Annotated in this window: 14 protein-coding genes and 1 riboswitch; of the genes, 9 read left to right on the top strand and 5 right to left on the bottom strand. The window is 56.9% G+C overall.

Annotated elements, in window-relative coordinates; all coding sequences use genetic code 11:
• From HGP17_RS13130 to HGP17_RS13145, 4 genes are read right to left on the bottom strand one after another with little or no spacing between them, the layout of a single operon-like run.
• Positions 1–834: a carbohydrate ABC transporter permease gene (locus tag HGP17_RS13130; RefSeq protein ID WP_168809549.1), complete on the bottom strand. Its 834-nt coding sequence runs from the start codon at positions 832–834 to the stop codon at positions 1–3.
• The gene (locus HGP17_RS13135) at positions 831–1,676 is read right to left on the bottom strand and encodes a sugar ABC transporter permease (protein WP_168809551.1); all 846 of its coding nucleotides are present in this window, start codon (positions 1,674–1,676) and stop codon (positions 831–833) included. The genes HGP17_RS13130 and HGP17_RS13135 overlap by 4 nt, the downstream gene beginning before the upstream one ends.
• A gap of 51 nt (positions 1,677–1,727) precedes the next feature.
• The gene (locus HGP17_RS13140) at positions 1,728–3,047 is read right to left on the bottom strand and encodes an extracellular solute-binding protein (RefSeq protein ID WP_168809553.1); all 1,320 of its coding nucleotides are present in this window, start codon (positions 3,045–3,047) and stop codon (positions 1,728–1,730) included.
• 21 nt (positions 3,048–3,068) lie between these two features.
• The gene (locus tag HGP17_RS13145; RefSeq protein ID WP_168809555.1) at positions 3,069–4,079 is read right to left on the bottom strand and encodes a LacI family DNA-binding transcriptional regulator; all 1,011 of its coding nucleotides are present in this window, start codon (positions 4,077–4,079) and stop codon (positions 3,069–3,071) included.
• Between the two features lie 268 nt (positions 4,080–4,347).
• Between HGP17_RS13145 and HGP17_RS13150 the strand changes: the two genes are divergently transcribed.
• The 6 genes from HGP17_RS13150 to HGP17_RS13175 all read left to right on the top strand — a co-directional run bounded on the left by HGP17_RS13150 (position 4,348) and on the right by HGP17_RS13175 (position 11,145).
• Entirely contained in the window at positions 4,348–5,493 is a 1,146-nt protein-coding gene (locus tag HGP17_RS13150; protein WP_168809557.1) for an acyltransferase family protein, read from the top strand.
• 315 nt (positions 5,494–5,808) lie between these two features.
• A riboswitch (cobalamin riboswitch) is annotated at positions 5,809–6,030 on the top strand.
• A gap of 252 nt (positions 6,031–6,282) precedes the next feature.
• Positions 6,283–6,504, top strand: a complete 222-nt coding sequence (gene nrdH / locus HGP17_RS13155) for a glutaredoxin-like protein NrdH (protein WP_168809559.1) — start codon at positions 6,283–6,285, stop codon at positions 6,502–6,504.
• Positions 6,505–6,515: 11 nt separating this feature from the next.
• On the top strand, positions 6,516–6,911 hold the full coding sequence (gene nrdI, locus HGP17_RS13160) for a class Ib ribonucleoside-diphosphate reductase assembly flavoprotein NrdI (RefSeq protein WP_168809561.1): 396 nt from the start codon (positions 6,516–6,518) through the stop codon (positions 6,909–6,911).
• Positions 6,912–7,003: 92 nt separating this feature from the next.
• Entirely contained in the window at positions 7,004–9,109 is a 2,106-nt protein-coding gene (gene nrdE / locus HGP17_RS13165) for a class 1b ribonucleoside-diphosphate reductase subunit alpha (RefSeq protein WP_348648936.1), read from the top strand.
• A 25-nt stretch (positions 9,110–9,134) separates the two neighbouring features.
• Positions 9,135–10,109 carry a class 1b ribonucleoside-diphosphate reductase subunit beta gene (gene nrdF, locus HGP17_RS13170; protein WP_168809565.1) on the top strand — a complete coding sequence of 325 codons (975 nt, stop codon included), beginning with the start codon at positions 9,135–9,137 and terminating at the stop codon, positions 10,107–10,109.
• Positions 10,110–10,320: 211 nt separating this feature from the next.
• Positions 10,321–11,145 (top strand): glycerophosphodiester phosphodiesterase family protein, encoded by an 825-nt coding sequence (locus HGP17_RS13175; protein WP_168809567.1) that lies wholly within the window; start codon positions 10,321–10,323, stop codon positions 11,143–11,145.
• Between the two features lie 131 nt (positions 11,146–11,276).
• On the opposite strand, the gene HGP17_RS13180 is transcribed toward HGP17_RS13175, so the two are convergent.
• Complete coding sequence (locus HGP17_RS13180; protein ID WP_168809569.1) at positions 11,277–11,555, bottom strand: HU family DNA-binding protein; 279 nt, start codon at positions 11,553–11,555, stop codon at positions 11,277–11,279.
• Between the two features lie 401 nt (positions 11,556–11,956).
• Between HGP17_RS13180 and HGP17_RS13185 the strand changes: the two genes are divergently transcribed.
• The 3 genes from HGP17_RS13185 to HGP17_RS13195 all read left to right on the top strand — a co-directional run bounded on the left by HGP17_RS13185 (position 11,957) and on the right by HGP17_RS13195 (position 14,254).
• Positions 11,957–12,190, top strand: coding sequence for a hypothetical protein (locus HGP17_RS13185; protein ID WP_168809571.1), 234 nt, complete (start codon positions 11,957–11,959; stop codon positions 12,188–12,190).
• 75 nt (positions 12,191–12,265) lie between these two features.
• On the top strand, positions 12,266–13,090 hold the full coding sequence (locus HGP17_RS13190) for an FRG domain-containing protein (RefSeq protein ID WP_168809573.1): 825 nt from the start codon (positions 12,266–12,268) through the stop codon (positions 13,088–13,090).
• 159 nt (positions 13,091–13,249) lie between these two features.
• Positions 13,250–14,254, top strand: a complete 1,005-nt coding sequence (locus tag HGP17_RS13195; protein WP_168809575.1) for a Tim44 domain-containing protein — start codon at positions 13,250–13,252, stop codon at positions 14,252–14,254.
• The last annotated feature ends 614 nt before the right edge of the window (positions 14,255–14,868 follow it).

Raw genomic sequence — 14,868 nt, forward strand, 5'->3', positions numbered from 1 at the left:
TCAGCCTTTGACGGAGCCGCCGGCCATGCCTTCGATGAATCTTTTCTGCATGAAGACGAAAAGCGCGACGACGGGCACGACGATGATGAGGGCCGCGGCCATGATTTCACCCCAGTCGGAGCTGTATTGGCCGGACAACAGGAAGAAGGCGATGACGGCAGTCATGTTCTCCTGTTTCTGCAGGAAGGTCGTGGCGATCAGGAACTCGTTCCACGAATTCAGCCCGATGATGAGCGCCACGGTCAGAATGCCCGGCGAGACGATCGGCAGCATCACCCGCCAGAAGACCTGCCAGTGCGTGGCGCCATCCACGATCGCGGCTTCCTCGAGCTCCTTCGGGACCGCAAGGAAATAGGTTCTGAGCAGCATCACAGCGAAGGGGCTGTAGAGTGCGGTATAAATCAGCGCCACGCCGAAGATGTTGTTGATCAACCCGAGCTTCGCAAAGCCGAAATACAGCGGGAAGATATAAAGCTGGATCGGGGCCGTCGTCGTTGCGAGCAGATAAAAGGTGAAGATCTTCCAGCTTTTGATCTTGCGGCGCGCAATCACATAGGCTGTCAGCGACGACGTCGTGCAGACGAGCGCGATCGTCGTTCCCGATACGATCACGGAGTTGATGAAGGTCTTGGAGAACTTGGCGTGGTTCCAGGCGTTGACAAAGTTCTGCCAGCGGATCGGCTGCGGCAATCCCAGCGGATTCTGCACGATCTGGGCGGCAGGTTTTAAGGAGTTCAGTACGAGAAGCGCGATCGGGAAGAGCGCGATGAAGGCGAAGATGCCGAGAAGAATATAGCAGACCCAGAGGGTCAGGCGGCTTTCCACGAGTCTCATTGCTCGCCCTCCCTGGTCTGAATACGCACGTAGAAAAAGGTGCCCACCAGCCCGAACAGGCTGATGACGAGCGCCGCGGCTGCAGCCTGTCCGACGTTCAGGTCGTAGAACGCCTTGCGATAGGCGAGCGTCGAAAGCAGTTCGCTCGAGAAAGCGGGGCCGCCTTGGGTGAGGATGTAAACGAAGTCGAAGGCAAGGAATGACCAGATGACGGTCATGATCATCATCAGCGTGATCGTCGGCCGGATACCAGGCAGCAGCACATAGCGCATCATCTGGAAATAGGTTGCGCCTTCGATGCGAGCGGCCTCGATCTGTTCCTGAGGCACCTGACGGAGCGCGGCGAAGAAGATGACGCAGAGAAAGCCCCACCAGTGCCAGAGGTCCACGGTTGCGACGCCGAAAAGCGAGATAGGCGGCTGCGTCAGCGGATTGGGGATCGGCAGCCCGTATTTCTTGAGAAGGCCGAAGACGCCAGTAACCGGGCTGTAGATCATCCCCTGCCAGATACGGGCCGTGATCGCGGTGGCGATGACGACGGGCAGGAAGTAGACGACCTGAAAGAAATTGCTGCCGCGGCGCACGATAAGCAGCATCGAAGCGGCGAGCAGTCCCATCAGGATCGGCACCGTCAGGAAGACAACGGTCCATATGATGTTGTTGCCGAGCGCCAGCCAGAAGACGCGGTCATCGGCGAGGGCCCGGAAATTGTCGAGGCCCGCAAAGGTGGGCGAGGAAATGCCGTCCCAATTGCAGAAGGCGAGTACCACCGTCAGCAAAGCAGGGATGAGGACGATGATGACGTTAATAATCATCGTCGGAACGAGATACAGTTTGTGCATATGGTCCTCCGTGCGAGGACGGCGCTTTCGGCGCCGCCCTGCGGCGGCTTGTCAGGTGCGTGGCGGCACGGCGGGCGCCTTGCCGGCGTCGCGTTCCTGCTTAAAGGTCTCGTCGAGTTTCTTCAGGAAGTCGGCGGATTTCGTTTTCTTGAGCCAGACCTCTTCCATGCCGCTGACCAGATAGGTGTCCGTGGCCGGAGGCAGGAAGGTCCAGGTCGTGTAGCCATACTTGCCGGCAGAGACTGCGCCCGCCAGCTGCTTCATGGCATCCTCGTAGAGAGGCAGGACCTTATCGGAGAGTTTGACCTTGGAAAGATCGGCCAGGGGCAGGTTCCATTCGCCCTGCCAGACCGAGTTCATCTTGCTGTAGTAGTCGTCCGTAAACATGTAGTCGAGAACTGAAGCAGCGCCATCGGCATTGCCGGACTTGGCGTTGATCGACAGCGTCGAGCCGATGCCGAGTGCGAAGATCGGATCGCCTTTCTCGCTCGGGAAGCCGACGAAGCCGGGCTCCGCGTTGTTCTGCGGGAAATAGGTCTGGACGTTGGTGAAGTTCCATGTGCCTGTCGGCGCCATGCCGGCCTGGCCGCTGGCGATCTGTGCAAAGGCCTGCTCGAGCGTCAGCGAGAAGTAATTATCGCCGAAATAGCCCTTGTCCCACCACTCGGCGAGCTTGTCTATCGAGTGGACAAAGGCCGGGTCGGTCCATGGAATGGCGCCCGTCAGCGCCTTGTAGACATTCTCCGGGCCAGCGATCGAGTTGAAGGCGATCGAAACGTAATGTTCGTTGGCCGGACGCCAATCAGCGTTGCCGGCGCCGAACGGGTTCAAGCCTTTTGCCTTCATCTCGTCGGCAAGCGCCTCGAAATCCGATATCGTCGTCGGAACCTTCCATTTGTTCTGGTCGAACAAGGTCTTGTTGTAGAAGAGCCCGAGCGTTTCGTAAGTCTTCGCCAAAGCGTAGAGCTTGCCGTTATAACGGCCGAGATCGCGGAAAAGCGGCAGTACTCGCTCGTTCCATCCGTATTTCTTGGCGTAGTCATCCAGCGGCATGAGCTGGCCGGCTTGTGCCATTGCCGCCACGTAGCTCGGACCGGCCGTGAAAACGACATCGGGACCTGTGCCGGCCACCATCGCGATACGCAATTGCTTGTCGAGATCGGAGCCGCGAAAATCGATGCTCAGAAGCTCGTCGGGATGTGCTGCATTGAACGGGTCGATCAGGATGTTCTTGAGGTTATCCTGGTTTTCCGGCGAGGCGGATTCATACCAGAAGGATATGGGCTTCTGGTCCGCTGCGAACGCGAAGCGGGACATGAGGGGTAGGGTGGCCAGGCCGATGCCTGCCTTCAAAACGGTACGTCTGCGCATGGGTCTCCTCCAATTTTGCTTTTACTCGTTGCTCGTCGAGCCCCTGACGACCAGGTCGAAGGGCATTTCGACAGCGGTTCCTGCACCGGTCTTCTCTCCGCGCAGACGATCCATCAGCGTCTGTGCGGCGCGTTCTCCCATTTTCCATTGAAACTGCGCGACTGTGGTCAGCGTCGGGGTAACGAGCTTGGCGGCGGAAATGTCGTCGAAGCCGACGACCGCGATATCTTCGGGAATACGGATGCGGCGTTCGCGCAGCGACTGCATGACGCCGATCGCCATCAGGTCGTTGGCGGCGAAGATAGCCGTCGGCTTGAAGTCGCCGCCAAGGATGCGCTCGGCCGCACGGATGCCACCCATCTCGGAAAATTCGTCGTCCATGACGACATGGTCCGGATGGCCAAGCTTTGCGAGTGCTGTGCGATAACCCTCGATACGATGTGCCTGCGGGCCGCCGCGACCGGCGACAAGCGCGATCCGTGTGTGGCCGAGACCGAGGAGATACTCGGTGACAGCCTGCGCGGCAGCGCGGCTGTCGACATAGATATCGTCCACGGGAATGTCACCGCCGCGCTTCTTCGACGATTCGATCCGCACGACGGGCACACCTGCTTCGGTCAACGGACCGAAATCCCTGGCCTTCAGCGTGAAGAACACGCCGATCACGCCGTCGACTCGCCCTTGTCTTGCCCAATCCAGAAAGTGACGCTCGCGGTCAGGCGTGCCGTCGGTGTTGACAGTGATGACATCGTAATTCAGCCCGTCCGCAATCGATTGAATGCCGCGGATCAGCGACGGATAGAACGGATTGGTAATATCGGGGACGATGCAGGCAATCGTCATCGAGCGGCTGGTCTTCAGCGCCTGGGCAAAGCGGTTCGGCACGTAGCCGAGATCTCTCGCTGCCTTTGTGATCCGCTCCCAAGTCTCGGCCGGAATCGATGCGCCGCCACCGCTCAGCACCATGGAGACGGTGGCCTGGGATACTCCCGCCGCCCTTGCGACATCTTTTTGCGTGGCTCGACCGCTCATCGGTGCTCATCTAGTTATACGTATTACTGATACGTATCAATAAGAGCGCTTGCATTGTCTGTCAAGCGCTGCTCGGTGGTCAGCGACTAACGGCGAGACAAGGAAGGAAATTGCATGCTGAGGCTATTGGCTTGCATAAATGCCAGTCGCCGATGCCGCTTCTTGGGGTTGTATTTTCCCAAAACCGGCCTCAAAGCGAAGTGCGCGGAATGATTTTATAGTTTAATTTTGATAATCACTTAATAGTTGTGAATTAGGTTGCGGCCTCATGGGGAAGCTGTCGCGCCGACATGATCTGGATTTCGTTAGGGTTGCAGCCTTCATGCTGCTGATCGTCTATCACGTCAGCCTAATGTACAACTCCCGGGAATATCTGTTCAAGGCGCCGGATCCCTCATCCATTTTCGATCTGATCTATTTATGGACACATCCGTGGCGAATGACGTTGTTATTCTTCGTGTCTGGAACGGTTACGGGTATCCTGTTGCCACGACAAGCCCCCCAGGTGCTCAGAAATGAGCGGACCAGACAACTGCTCGTTCCGTTTCTGTTAGGTGTCATTTTTCTGGTCCCGCCGCAGGTCTATGTCTGGCTCAATACACGCCTGGGTGTTGAAATCGGCCTGATGGATGTTTTCTGGCATTATGTCACTCTGACGCCGGTCTCGCTGCCGGGTGGCGAGCAGACGCTGCTCGTTGGGATGCAGCATCTCTGGTATCTTGCATACCTCTGGTTTTATACAGCCCTTTTAGCATTTGCCGTTTCGTTGCGCCCTCTGCTTCTGGCTCAGGTCGGAGATCGGCTGGTGACTTTGCTTTCAGGAAAGAGGCTGCTCTTCGTACCCACCTTTGTATTTATTCTTCTCAGGCTGATGCTGCGGCCCGCATTTCCGCCGTCGTTGAATATCCTAACCGATTGGTACAGTCATTCCGCCTACATGCTGGCATTTTTCCTTGGGGCTGTTATGGCGAGCCGCGACGACTTTTGGCGCGCCATCGTTGACATCCGAAAGCTGGCTTTACTGCTCGCCGTGCTGTGTGCCGCGATCTTGGCGATCGTGTTTCCGGTCCTCCCTTCCGATGCGACCGAGATGTGGCGGCTGCTTGTGGGCAGGGTAGCGACCGGTGCATTTCAATGGAGCGCCGTCGTTGCGATCCTTGGACATGCCAGGGTCTGGTGCGCGTTGGAGAGCCGGATCGTTATATATCTTAATCGAGCTATTCTGACCTACTACGTGCTGCACCAAACCGTCATGCTGCTGATTGCCTATGCACTCGATCAAATGGGATGGATGTCGGCGGCATCCTTCTTGCCGATCACCGTCGCGACATTGGCGGTCTGTGCTTTGCTATACGAACTGCAGCGTCGATTGCGGGCTTCCTGGAGGGTCATTTTCCAGGTTAATCCTGCCTGACGCATCGGCCGGCTCAAAGTCGCCATTAAATTGGTTTCGGCGTTGATTGGGGTTCCCGCTGGCGGGACCCGGCGTAGGTGCGTGTTATTCGCGGCACCCCGCTAATAGCGATCGCGTGGAGGGTCATGACACCGATAGCCAATATTGGCCGATCGTTCGCATCGATGTCAGAATTGGCGTAACGGCGGCCGTGCCGCCCGTGACCTCGAGGGGAAGCGGCTTTTACTCCGCGAAGGCATCCATCGGTCTCCAGCTTATCAACATCTAAATGGCGATGGCCACATGGAACCAGTTGACGCAATTTTAACCTCATATACTATATATAGTGTTCGAGGTTCCTTCGATTCGCAAGGATTTGGAGGCTAAGATGGGAATACGGTCGGCGAGCATGATGCTTTCCAAGCCGTAGCTGCCCCCGCAACTGTGAGCGGCGAGTGTTCGTTCGAAATAGCCACTGAGACACATGTGTCTTGGGAAGGCAAGATCGGATGCTGCGACCCGTGAGCCAGGAGACCTGCCTCGAGCGTAACGTCCACGGGCGGGGTGTCCGGCTGGCGAGCGAGGATCTGTGCGGCATGACCGCCGCATATTCTTGCTCCTGCAAATACCCCGCAATGAATTGCTTCGGGGTGAAGTCCATGTATTCGAGTATCCAAAACCGGCTATGCAAATGACGGTCGTCTAAACGGGCGGCCACTGGCTGTATCCGTCTCAAATTTCATTCCGTGATGCGGGCATCTTCCGGTGCCCGAACCCTTTCGCACGACTATCAGACTACGAGGATATCCAATGAGCATTACCGTCTACAGCAAGCCCGCCTGCGTTCAGTGCACCGCCACCACGCGCGCTCTCGACCGTCAGGGAATTGACTACACCATCGTTGACGTTTCGACGGATAGCGCAGCATACGAGTTGGTGCAGGGTCTCGGCTATCGCCAGGTGCCGGTCGTCATTGCCGGCGAGCAGCATTGGGCGGGTTTTCGCCCTGACATGATCAGCGCGCTCGCCTGAGGAGCCTGGCGGTGGGTGAGATCGTTTATTTCTCCAGCAAGTCGGAGAACACCCATCGCTTCGTTGCCAAGCTCGCATTGCCGGCTGCTCGCATTCCGCTCAGCGCGGCCGAAGAGCTTAGAGCCGCGCGTCCCTACGTTCTCATTGTCCCGACCTATTGTGGTGAAGGCGGCAAGGGTGCCGTTCCCAAGCAGGTGATCCGTTTCCTGAACGATGCGGGTAACCGTTCGAATATCCGCGGCGTTATCGCCGCGGGCAACAGCAACTTCGGGGCGACCTTCGGGATCGCCGGCGACATCATATCCACCAAATGCCAGGTGCCGTATCTCTACCGGTTCGAGCTTTTGGGCACGGATGAAGATGTCGCGAACGTCAGACACGGATTGGAACGATTTTGGACACGCTAAGCTCTTCTTTGTCGCGGGATGCGGGCGAAAAGCCGCAGAGCGCTTTTCCTGCTCCCACGAACGACCGGTCGGCAAAGGCCGCGGAAACGGGCCTGGATTATCACGCCCTCAACGCGATGTTGAACCTTTATGACGAGCATGGAAAAATCCAGCTCGACAAGGATCGCATGGCGGCCAAGCAGTACTTCCTCCAGCACGTCAACCAGAATACGGTCTTCTTTCATAACCTGCGGGAAAAGCTGGATTATCTGGTGACGGAAGGCTACTACGAGCAGGAAGTTCTGGATCAGTATTCCTTCAATTTCGTGCGTGATCTTTTCGACCACGCCTATGCGAAGAAGTTCCGCTTCCCGACCTTCCTCGGCGCGTTCAAATATTACACCAGCTACACGCTGAAAACCTTCGACGGAAAGCGTTACCTCGAGCGTTATGAAGACCGCATCTGCATGGTCGCGCTGACGCTGGCGCAGGGCAGCGAACAGATTGCCCGAGATCTGGTGGACGAGATCATTTCCGGACGCTTCCAGCCGGCCACGCCGACCTTCCTCAACGCCGGCAAGAAACAGCGCGGCGAACTCGTGTCCTGCTTCCTGTTGCGTGTCGAAGACAATATGGAATCGATCGGCCGCGCCATTAATTCGGCACTGCAGCTGTCGAAGCGCGGTGGCGGCGTTGCCCTTTCGCTCACCAATATCCGCGAGGCCGGTGCGCCGATCAAGCATATTGAAAACCAGTCGTCCGGCATCATTCCTGTCATGAAGCTGCTGGAAGACTCCTTCTCCTACGCCAACCAGCTTGGCGCGCGGCAAGGGGCGGGCGCTGTCTACCTCAACGCACATCATCCTGACATCATGCGTTTCCTCGATACGAAGCGCGAAAATGCCGACGAAAAGATCCGTATCAAGACGCTGTCGCTCGGCGTTGTCATTCCCGACATCACCTTCGAGCTCGCGAAGAACAACGAGGATATGTACCTCTTTTCGCCCTATGACGTGGAGCGTGTCTATGGCGTGCCGTTTACCGAGATTTCGGTGACGGAAAAGTATCGCGAGATGGTCGCCGACAGCCGTATTCGCAAGAAGAAGATCAAGGCGCGCGAATTTTTCCAGGTGATCGCCGAGATCCAGTTCGAGAGCGGTTATCCCTACATCATGTTCGAAGACACGGTAAACCGTGCCAATCCGGTTGCAGGCCGTATCACCATGAGCAATCTCTGCTCGGAAATCCTGCAAGTCAGTGAGGCCAGCGAATTTAGCGACGACCTCTCCTACAAGCATATGGGCAAGGATATCTCCTGCAATCTTGGCTCGCTGAATATTGCTGCCGCAATGGATAGTTCCGATTTTGGCAAGACGATCGAAATGTCCATCCGCGCGCTGACCGCCGTCTCCGACATGAGCCATATTTCATCTGTGCCCTCGATTGAAAAGGGCAATGACGACAGCCATGCCATCGGTCTCGGCCAGATGAACCTGCACGGCTATCTGGCCCGCGAGCGCATTTTCTACGGCTCGGAGGAAGGGGTCGATTTCACCAACATCTATTTCTACACGGTGACCTATCATGCCATCCGCGCCTCGAACCTCCTAGCGGTCGAACGCGGACAGAGCTTCAAGGGCTTCGAGAACTCGAAATACGCGTCCGGCGACTATTTCGACAAATATACCGATCAGGCATGGTTGCCCGCGACCGAACGCGTGGCCGAGATCTTCGAAAAGGCCGGCATCGCCATCCCGACGCAGGAGGATTGGGCCGAGTTGAAGCAGGCCGTGATGAAGGGCGGTCTCTATAACCAGAACCTGCAAGCCGTACCGCCGACTGGCTCCATCTCCTACATCAACCACTCGACGTCCTCGATCCATCCGATCGTCTCCAAGATCGAAATCCGCAAGGAAGGCAAGATCGGTCGTGTCTACTATCCGGCTGCTTTCATGAGCAACGACAACCTCGATTACTATCAGGATGCCTACGAGATCGGGCCGGAAAAGATCATCGACACCTATGCTGCGGCCACCCAGCATGTCGACCAGGGCCTGTCGCTGACGCTGTTCTTCCGCGATACCGCGACAACGCGCGATATCAACAAGGCACAGATCTACGCCTGGAAGAAGGGTATCAAGACCATCTATTACATCCGCCTTCGCCAGATGGCGCTGTCCGGCACCGAGGTGCAGGGTTGCGTTTCCTGCGCCCTCTGATTCCCGGTTTGAAAAGGACATTCCCGTGAACATGCAATTCAAGCCGGCAAGCCGTATCCGTGCCATCAACTGGAACCGCATCGAAGACGACAAGGATCTCGAAGTCTGGAATCGCCTGACCGGCAATTTCTGGCTGCCGGAGAAAGTCCCTCTGTCGAACGACATACCGTCCTGGGCGACCTTGAAGCCGGAAGAGCAGCAGCTCACCATCCGCGTCTTCACCGGATTGACCTTGCTCGACACGATCCAGAACGGTGTCGGCTCGGTCAAGTTGATGGCCGATGCCGCGACTCCGCATGAAGAGGCGGTACTGTCGAACATCTCCTTCATGGAAGCCGTGCATGCACGTTCCTACTCGTCGATCTTCTCGACGCTCTGCCTGACGCCGGACGTGGACGACGCCTATCGCTGGTCTGAGGAGAACGAGTTTTTGCAGCGCAAGTCGCAGCTGATCATGGAGCAATATGCGTCCGGCGATCCGCTGAAGAAGAAGGTTGCCAGCGTTTTCCTCGAGAGCTTCCTGTTCTATTCCGGCTTCTATCTGCCGATGTTCTGGTCGAGCCGCGCCAAGCTGACCAACACCGCCGACATGATCCGGCTTATTATTCGCGACGAGGCGGTGCACGGCTATTACATCGGCTACAAGTTCCAGCGCGGCATCGAACGGTTGCCGGAAGAGCGCAAGCAGGAGATCAAGGATTTCGCCTTCGACCTGCTGCTGGAACTCTATGACAACGAAGCGAAGTATACCGAGGCGCTCTATGACGGCGTCGGGCTGACCGAGGACGTCAAGAAATTCCTGCACTACAACGCCAACAAGGCGCTGATGAACCTCGGATACGAGGCACTCTTCCCTGCCGAGGCCTGCAAGGTCAATCCGGCGATCCTTTCGGCGCTGTCGCCGAATGCGGACGAGAACCACGACTTCTTCTCCGGCTCCGGTTCGTCCTATGTGATCGGCAAGGCCGTGGCCACCGAGGACGAGGATTGGAATTTCTGAGGTGTGGCTTCGAGGAATTCAAAAGAGACCATGATCTCTGATCTCAATCGCAGCCTTAGGGCTGCGATTGTCGTTTCGGGATGAGTTGCACGCTGCGATCACAGGCTGTGCGCTTTGCAGATCTGACAAAGTCCTATGATAGGCCCCATGCCTCACGCGATCAGATGCGGGCTATTCGTTGCCCGACTATCCCAAGGCAGAAGGCCGTATCATGAACTATTCCGACTACATCGCCGATCCATCGCGCGACTGCGCTATCGTCGTTCATCGTGGTATTTGGCGCGCTGCGCCGGAAAACAGCCTGCTGTCGATCGAGCGGGCCATATCAGCCGGTTACGATGTCGTCGAGATCGATGTTCGCCGCAGCAGTGACGGCGAGCTTTTCCTTCTGCATGACGATACGCTTGAGCGGATGACAGGTCTGGATCGGGCGCCGGAAACACTGACCCTTCAGCAGCTATCGAGCCTTAACCTGCGCGACCGCGACGGCGGTGAGCGCAATGCTGTGACAGAGGAAAAGCTGCCAAGCCTGAAGGATGTCTTCAGTCTGACCAAAAACCGCATTTTCATCCATCTCGACGTCAAGCACCGGCATCTGATCCCGGAGGTGATCGCCTGCGCTCGCGACATGGGTGTCGATCAACAGGTCGATTTCTGGGGCAGTCTCAAGACAAGCGAAGATCTCGACTGGATCCGCACCAACGTAGCGCGTCAGGCCGTTCTTTTCATGGCGAAGACGCGGCTTGAGGCGGCTGATGCTGAAACGCAGATGGATCTCCTGCTTCAGTTGAAGCCGACCTTGTGCGAAATCTATTTCGACCGGTTGGAACAGGTCATCGAGCGGGCACCGCTTTTCCGCAAGGCCGGCATCGCGCTATGGGTCAATACGCTGGACTCCGTCTCCTGCGCAGGTTTGACCGATACCGCCGCCTTGCGGGATCCCCAGGCAGTTTGGGGGCGTCTCATCGATGCCGGCATTTCCGCGATCCAGACAGATGAGGCCTCCGCGCTCCGGGCTTATCTTCAATCACGCTGAGTGGGTGGGTCTCGCTGCGATTTGAGCGAGTGTGCGCTGGGGCGTCGACCGCCCGCAAATGTTAACGGCCGGCCCGTTGGTCGAGGCCGGCCGCTTGACGCATCGAGCCGCGATGGGCTCAAAGTGCGATCTTACTTGTTGAGCGTATCCTTCAGTGCCTTTGCAGGCGTGAAGGTCAGCTTCTTTGCTGCAGCGACCTTGATCGTCGCGCCCGTTCCCGGGTTGCGAGCTTCGCGTTCCGGCGTGTCCTTTACCTTGAACTTGCCGAAGCCTGGAATGGAGGTTTCAGCGCCGGAAGAAGCCGCGCCGACGATGGACGCAAATACGGCTTCAACGATAGCCTTGCCCTGCGCCTTGGTCAGCTTGTGCTCGGCGGCAATCTTGTCTGCAATTTCATTCGTAGTGGTCATGGTGCTTCCCCGCAATGGTTACAGCGGAATCATTTCCATTGCAGGCGGTCATTGTCACGAGGGCTGACAAGCTTTGAGGCCTCAGAATGGTGCATTTCCACAATTTCTAGCGCTTTAGCGGCCTCGGACACCCTTGCCGCGCGCCGATTTCACGGGTTGAGACATTTTTCGCCGCAAGCACGCGCCTTGCGTTTTCGTGTCTCTATCCGTGTCCTGCACCTGCTTTCGAAGCAAGTTTCGATTGCCGTGCACGTGCTTCGTGAATGGACAGATGGCCATTCCGCCCCATATCTGGCGACGAGGGCTGAATGGCATGGGGCGTTCCTGATTGCCCGCCATCTTGCTGGCCGTGCTCCATCTGGGTGTATCGGGCTGATCGAAACGAATGAAGAGGACAGGCAATGGAAGACGCGATCAAGATCGACAATCGCGGTGATTTCGGTCTTTGGGCCATTGAGGTCGCAAAGCAGATCGTCAGCACGCAGGGTTTCGAGCTTGCAAGAGCCGCACGCGACGGTACCGATGAGGATGTTCGGGCGGCAGGCAACGCGCTTGGACAGGAAATTACCAACGCGCTTATGGAAGTCTATGATGGCCTGCTGGAAGGCGCCGACGATAACGAGCCTGGGGCCTAAGCGCCTGCCAATCCCGAATGCATCCATCGCCTTTGCGGCAAACTTCATCTAAAGTACTCCGGGTGGGGGTGCACGATGAAGATGACGACAGTGTCCGGGCCGGATGCATTGCGCTGGCATATTTGGCAGAACTATAGAGATTCTCGATTTCTCTTTCGGGGTGAGAACAGGGATTGGGGGAGTACATACTCGAGCCTGGATCGTCTTCAATCTTCCAAACAGCTCCCGCAACACCAATGGAATGAGTTTGACAGACGACTTGAAAACATCGTTGTGCTTCTTGATCTGCTGGTCAACGAGCGACCGCTTTTTTCCTCTCCGAGCGCAGCCTTGAATCCTCTGAGGCCGGCCTCATTGATTGATCAACATGATCGCCTGTCTCCCGCATGCCTGATCTATGCGACGCTGCAGCACTATGGTGTTCCGTCCCCGTTTGTTGATCTGACCGAAAATCTGGAGACGGCGTTATTCTTCGCATCCTACCCGGCGAAATCGGAGACGGATGTCGCTGTCATGTTTGTCGTCGACTCCGAGCAGGAGTCGATTGCGACACGTCTCGCGCGGATGCCGGATACGGACCTTCATCGTAGTAGCCGGCATGCCCGGCAAGCAGCTCACGGCTTATGTCTGCGGCTTGGAACGGGTGTTCGCGATGTCGACTACGCCTGCAACGAAGACTTCCGCAAGCTGGATGGAGTCGTCGAGACGATCACGTTTGCCTGGTCAGCTGAAGACAGGCGGGCGTTTAACCAGCTGCATCAAAAACTTCTTATACCATTAGGAAGCGATAAACTGGGGCAAAAGGTCTCACAAGCCTGCCTCCATGGCCTCGATGAGCATGCTTTCGATGCAATTCGCGTTGACGAAATCTTCCGACGTGTTTGCTCCGCTCTCGTGTAGCCAGCGGGCAGTGGATAAACAGTGTTGGTCCACTCCTTGGCACCTCATTTGGTCCAAATTCAGCGCGCGATACGCTTGTTCTGACATTCGAGGGTGCATCAACTTACAATCTTGGCCTGGCATTCCCATATGAGGTTCGAACCAATCACAGGAGAGCCAATGTTCGGAACAGTCCCTCGTTTTGCCAAGATCGCAGCCATCGTTGTTCTCGCGACCGCATCCGTCGTGGCGAGCTTCGATGTCGCCGATGCACGTCGTGCCGGCTCCAGCGGATTCGGCAGCCGTGGAACGCGGACATTTGACGCGCCGGCTGTCACGCGGACCGCGCCGACCCAGGCTGCACCGATCGATCGGACGATGACAACGCGGCCCCAGCAGCAAACCGCCACGCAACCGCCGCTCGGCGCGCAGCAGCGTCCCGGTCTATTCGGTGGTTTCGGCGGCTCCATGATCGGCGGATTGGTCGCCGGCGGTCTTCTCGGCATGTTGCTTGGTCACGGCTTTGGTGGCGGCGCCGGGTTCCTCGGCATGCTGCTTCAAATCGGCCTGATCGTGTTGCTTATCAGTTTCGCCATGCGGTTCTTCGCAAACCGCCAGCGGCCGAATTATGCGGCACCGGGAGCATCCGGCTCTTATAATCAGATGAACGCGACGAACAATGCGGGTGCGTCGCCGCGCCCTTCGTTTTCAATTCCGACCATCGGCGGCGGCATGGCTGGTACTGCGCATAAAACTCGGCAGGCAAACGACGAAATCGGACTGCAGCAGGCGGATCTCGATCGCTTCGAGCATCTGCTCACCGAGATCCAGTCGGCTTATGGCAAGGAAGACTACGCAACTCTGCGCCGGCTGACCACGCCGGAGGCCATGTCGTATCTTGCCGAAGAGCTTGGCGAAAACGCAACCAATGGCGTACGAAATAGCGTTTCGGACGTTCACCTGTTGCAAGGCGATATTGCCGAAGCCTGGCGTGAAGACAATGCCGACTATGCAACGCTTGCGATGCGCTATTCCAGCATTGACGCTTTGGTTGACCGCAACACCGGTAAGCTCGTCGATGGTGACGACCGTAATCCGTCGGAAACCGTCGAACTCTGGACCTTCGTGCGCAAGCCGGGTTCGGATTGGGCGCTATCGGCGATCCAGGGAACGGATCAGCACTGAACGGATATGGCTGCTAGTTAAAAGGATTGCCCCGCGCGCAAGCCGGGGCAATTTTTTTGTCTGTAACCCACATAAGCCTCTTCCCAAGAAGGGGCATCATTCCGTGGCGGAATCGATTATCGGGCGAATGCTGCGCCAACCGCGTAGGACTTCACTTATATCCGCCTATATGGCTCGCAGTCTCGCGGCATTGAGCAAACGACACGGATTCGTCGTCGGTGTGATGCAGGCGGTTGTTACGAAGTTTGAATGCCGCAAGAATTTTTGATTTAGAATCAGATAGATAATAGTTTCATTGTCGTCGATGCAGCGATCCTATGCTCGCTTGCCAGTGAGTTCGAACAAAAATTTGCGGCGCCTTCGAAGCCCACCTGGCCCCCCTCGGCATTTATAAGATTTTTATATCTTCCGCTTTTCCGCCGTCTCGAACCTTAATGCGGTTCGGTCGCATATTACGCGTGGAAGATAACCCCAAGTGATCTTCCTGGTCGGCAGGAAAAAAGAGACGCGCTGAGCAACGGCGCTCTCCATCATTTCTGCATTCAACAATAACAACCAAGGAATCGCGATCGATGATGGACATTATTCTTGTCGGGATCGGCGTCTTATTCTTC

Source organism: Rhizobium sp. P38BS-XIX (assembly GCF_012641435.1).
In the GTDB taxonomy this organism is placed as follows: domain Bacteria; phylum Pseudomonadota; class Alphaproteobacteria; order Rhizobiales; family Rhizobiaceae; genus Rhizobium.

What these genes read in the sequence shown, in the direction of transcription:
- HGP17_RS13130 (WP_168809549.1), bottom strand. Translation starts at nt 834, where the DNA reads ATGAGACTCGTGGAAAGCCGCCTGACCCTCTGGGTCTGCTATATTCTT.
- nrdH (WP_168809559.1), top strand. Translation starts at nt 6,283, where the DNA reads ATGAGCATTACCGTCTACAGCAAGCCCGCCTGCGTTCAGTGCACCGCC.
- HGP17_RS13140 (WP_168809553.1), bottom strand. Translation starts at nt 3,047, where the DNA reads ATGCGCAGACGTACCGTTTTGAAGGCAGGCATCGGCCTGGCCACCCTA.
- HGP17_RS13145 (WP_168809555.1), bottom strand. Translation starts at nt 4,079, where the DNA reads ATGAGCGGTCGAGCCACGCAAAAAGATGTCGCAAGGGCGGCGGGAGTA.
- HGP17_RS13185 (WP_168809571.1), top strand. Translation starts at nt 11,957, where the DNA reads ATGGAAGACGCGATCAAGATCGACAATCGCGGTGATTTCGGTCTTTGG.
- HGP17_RS13190 (WP_168809573.1), top strand. Translation starts at nt 12,266, where the DNA reads ATGAAGATGACGACAGTGTCCGGGCCGGATGCATTGCGCTGGCATATT.
- HGP17_RS13195 (WP_168809575.1), top strand. Translation starts at nt 13,250, where the DNA reads ATGTTCGGAACAGTCCCTCGTTTTGCCAAGATCGCAGCCATCGTTGTT.
- HGP17_RS13150 (WP_168809557.1), top strand. Translation starts at nt 4,348, where the DNA reads ATGGGGAAGCTGTCGCGCCGACATGATCTGGATTTCGTTAGGGTTGCA.
- HGP17_RS13175 (WP_168809567.1), top strand. Translation starts at nt 10,321, where the DNA reads ATGAACTATTCCGACTACATCGCCGATCCATCGCGCGACTGCGCTATC.
- HGP17_RS13180 (WP_168809569.1), bottom strand. Translation starts at nt 11,555, where the DNA reads ATGACCACTACGAATGAAATTGCAGACAAGATTGCCGCCGAGCACAAG.
- HGP17_RS13135 (WP_168809551.1), bottom strand. Translation starts at nt 1,676, where the DNA reads ATGCACAAACTGTATCTCGTTCCGACGATGATTATTAACGTCATCATC.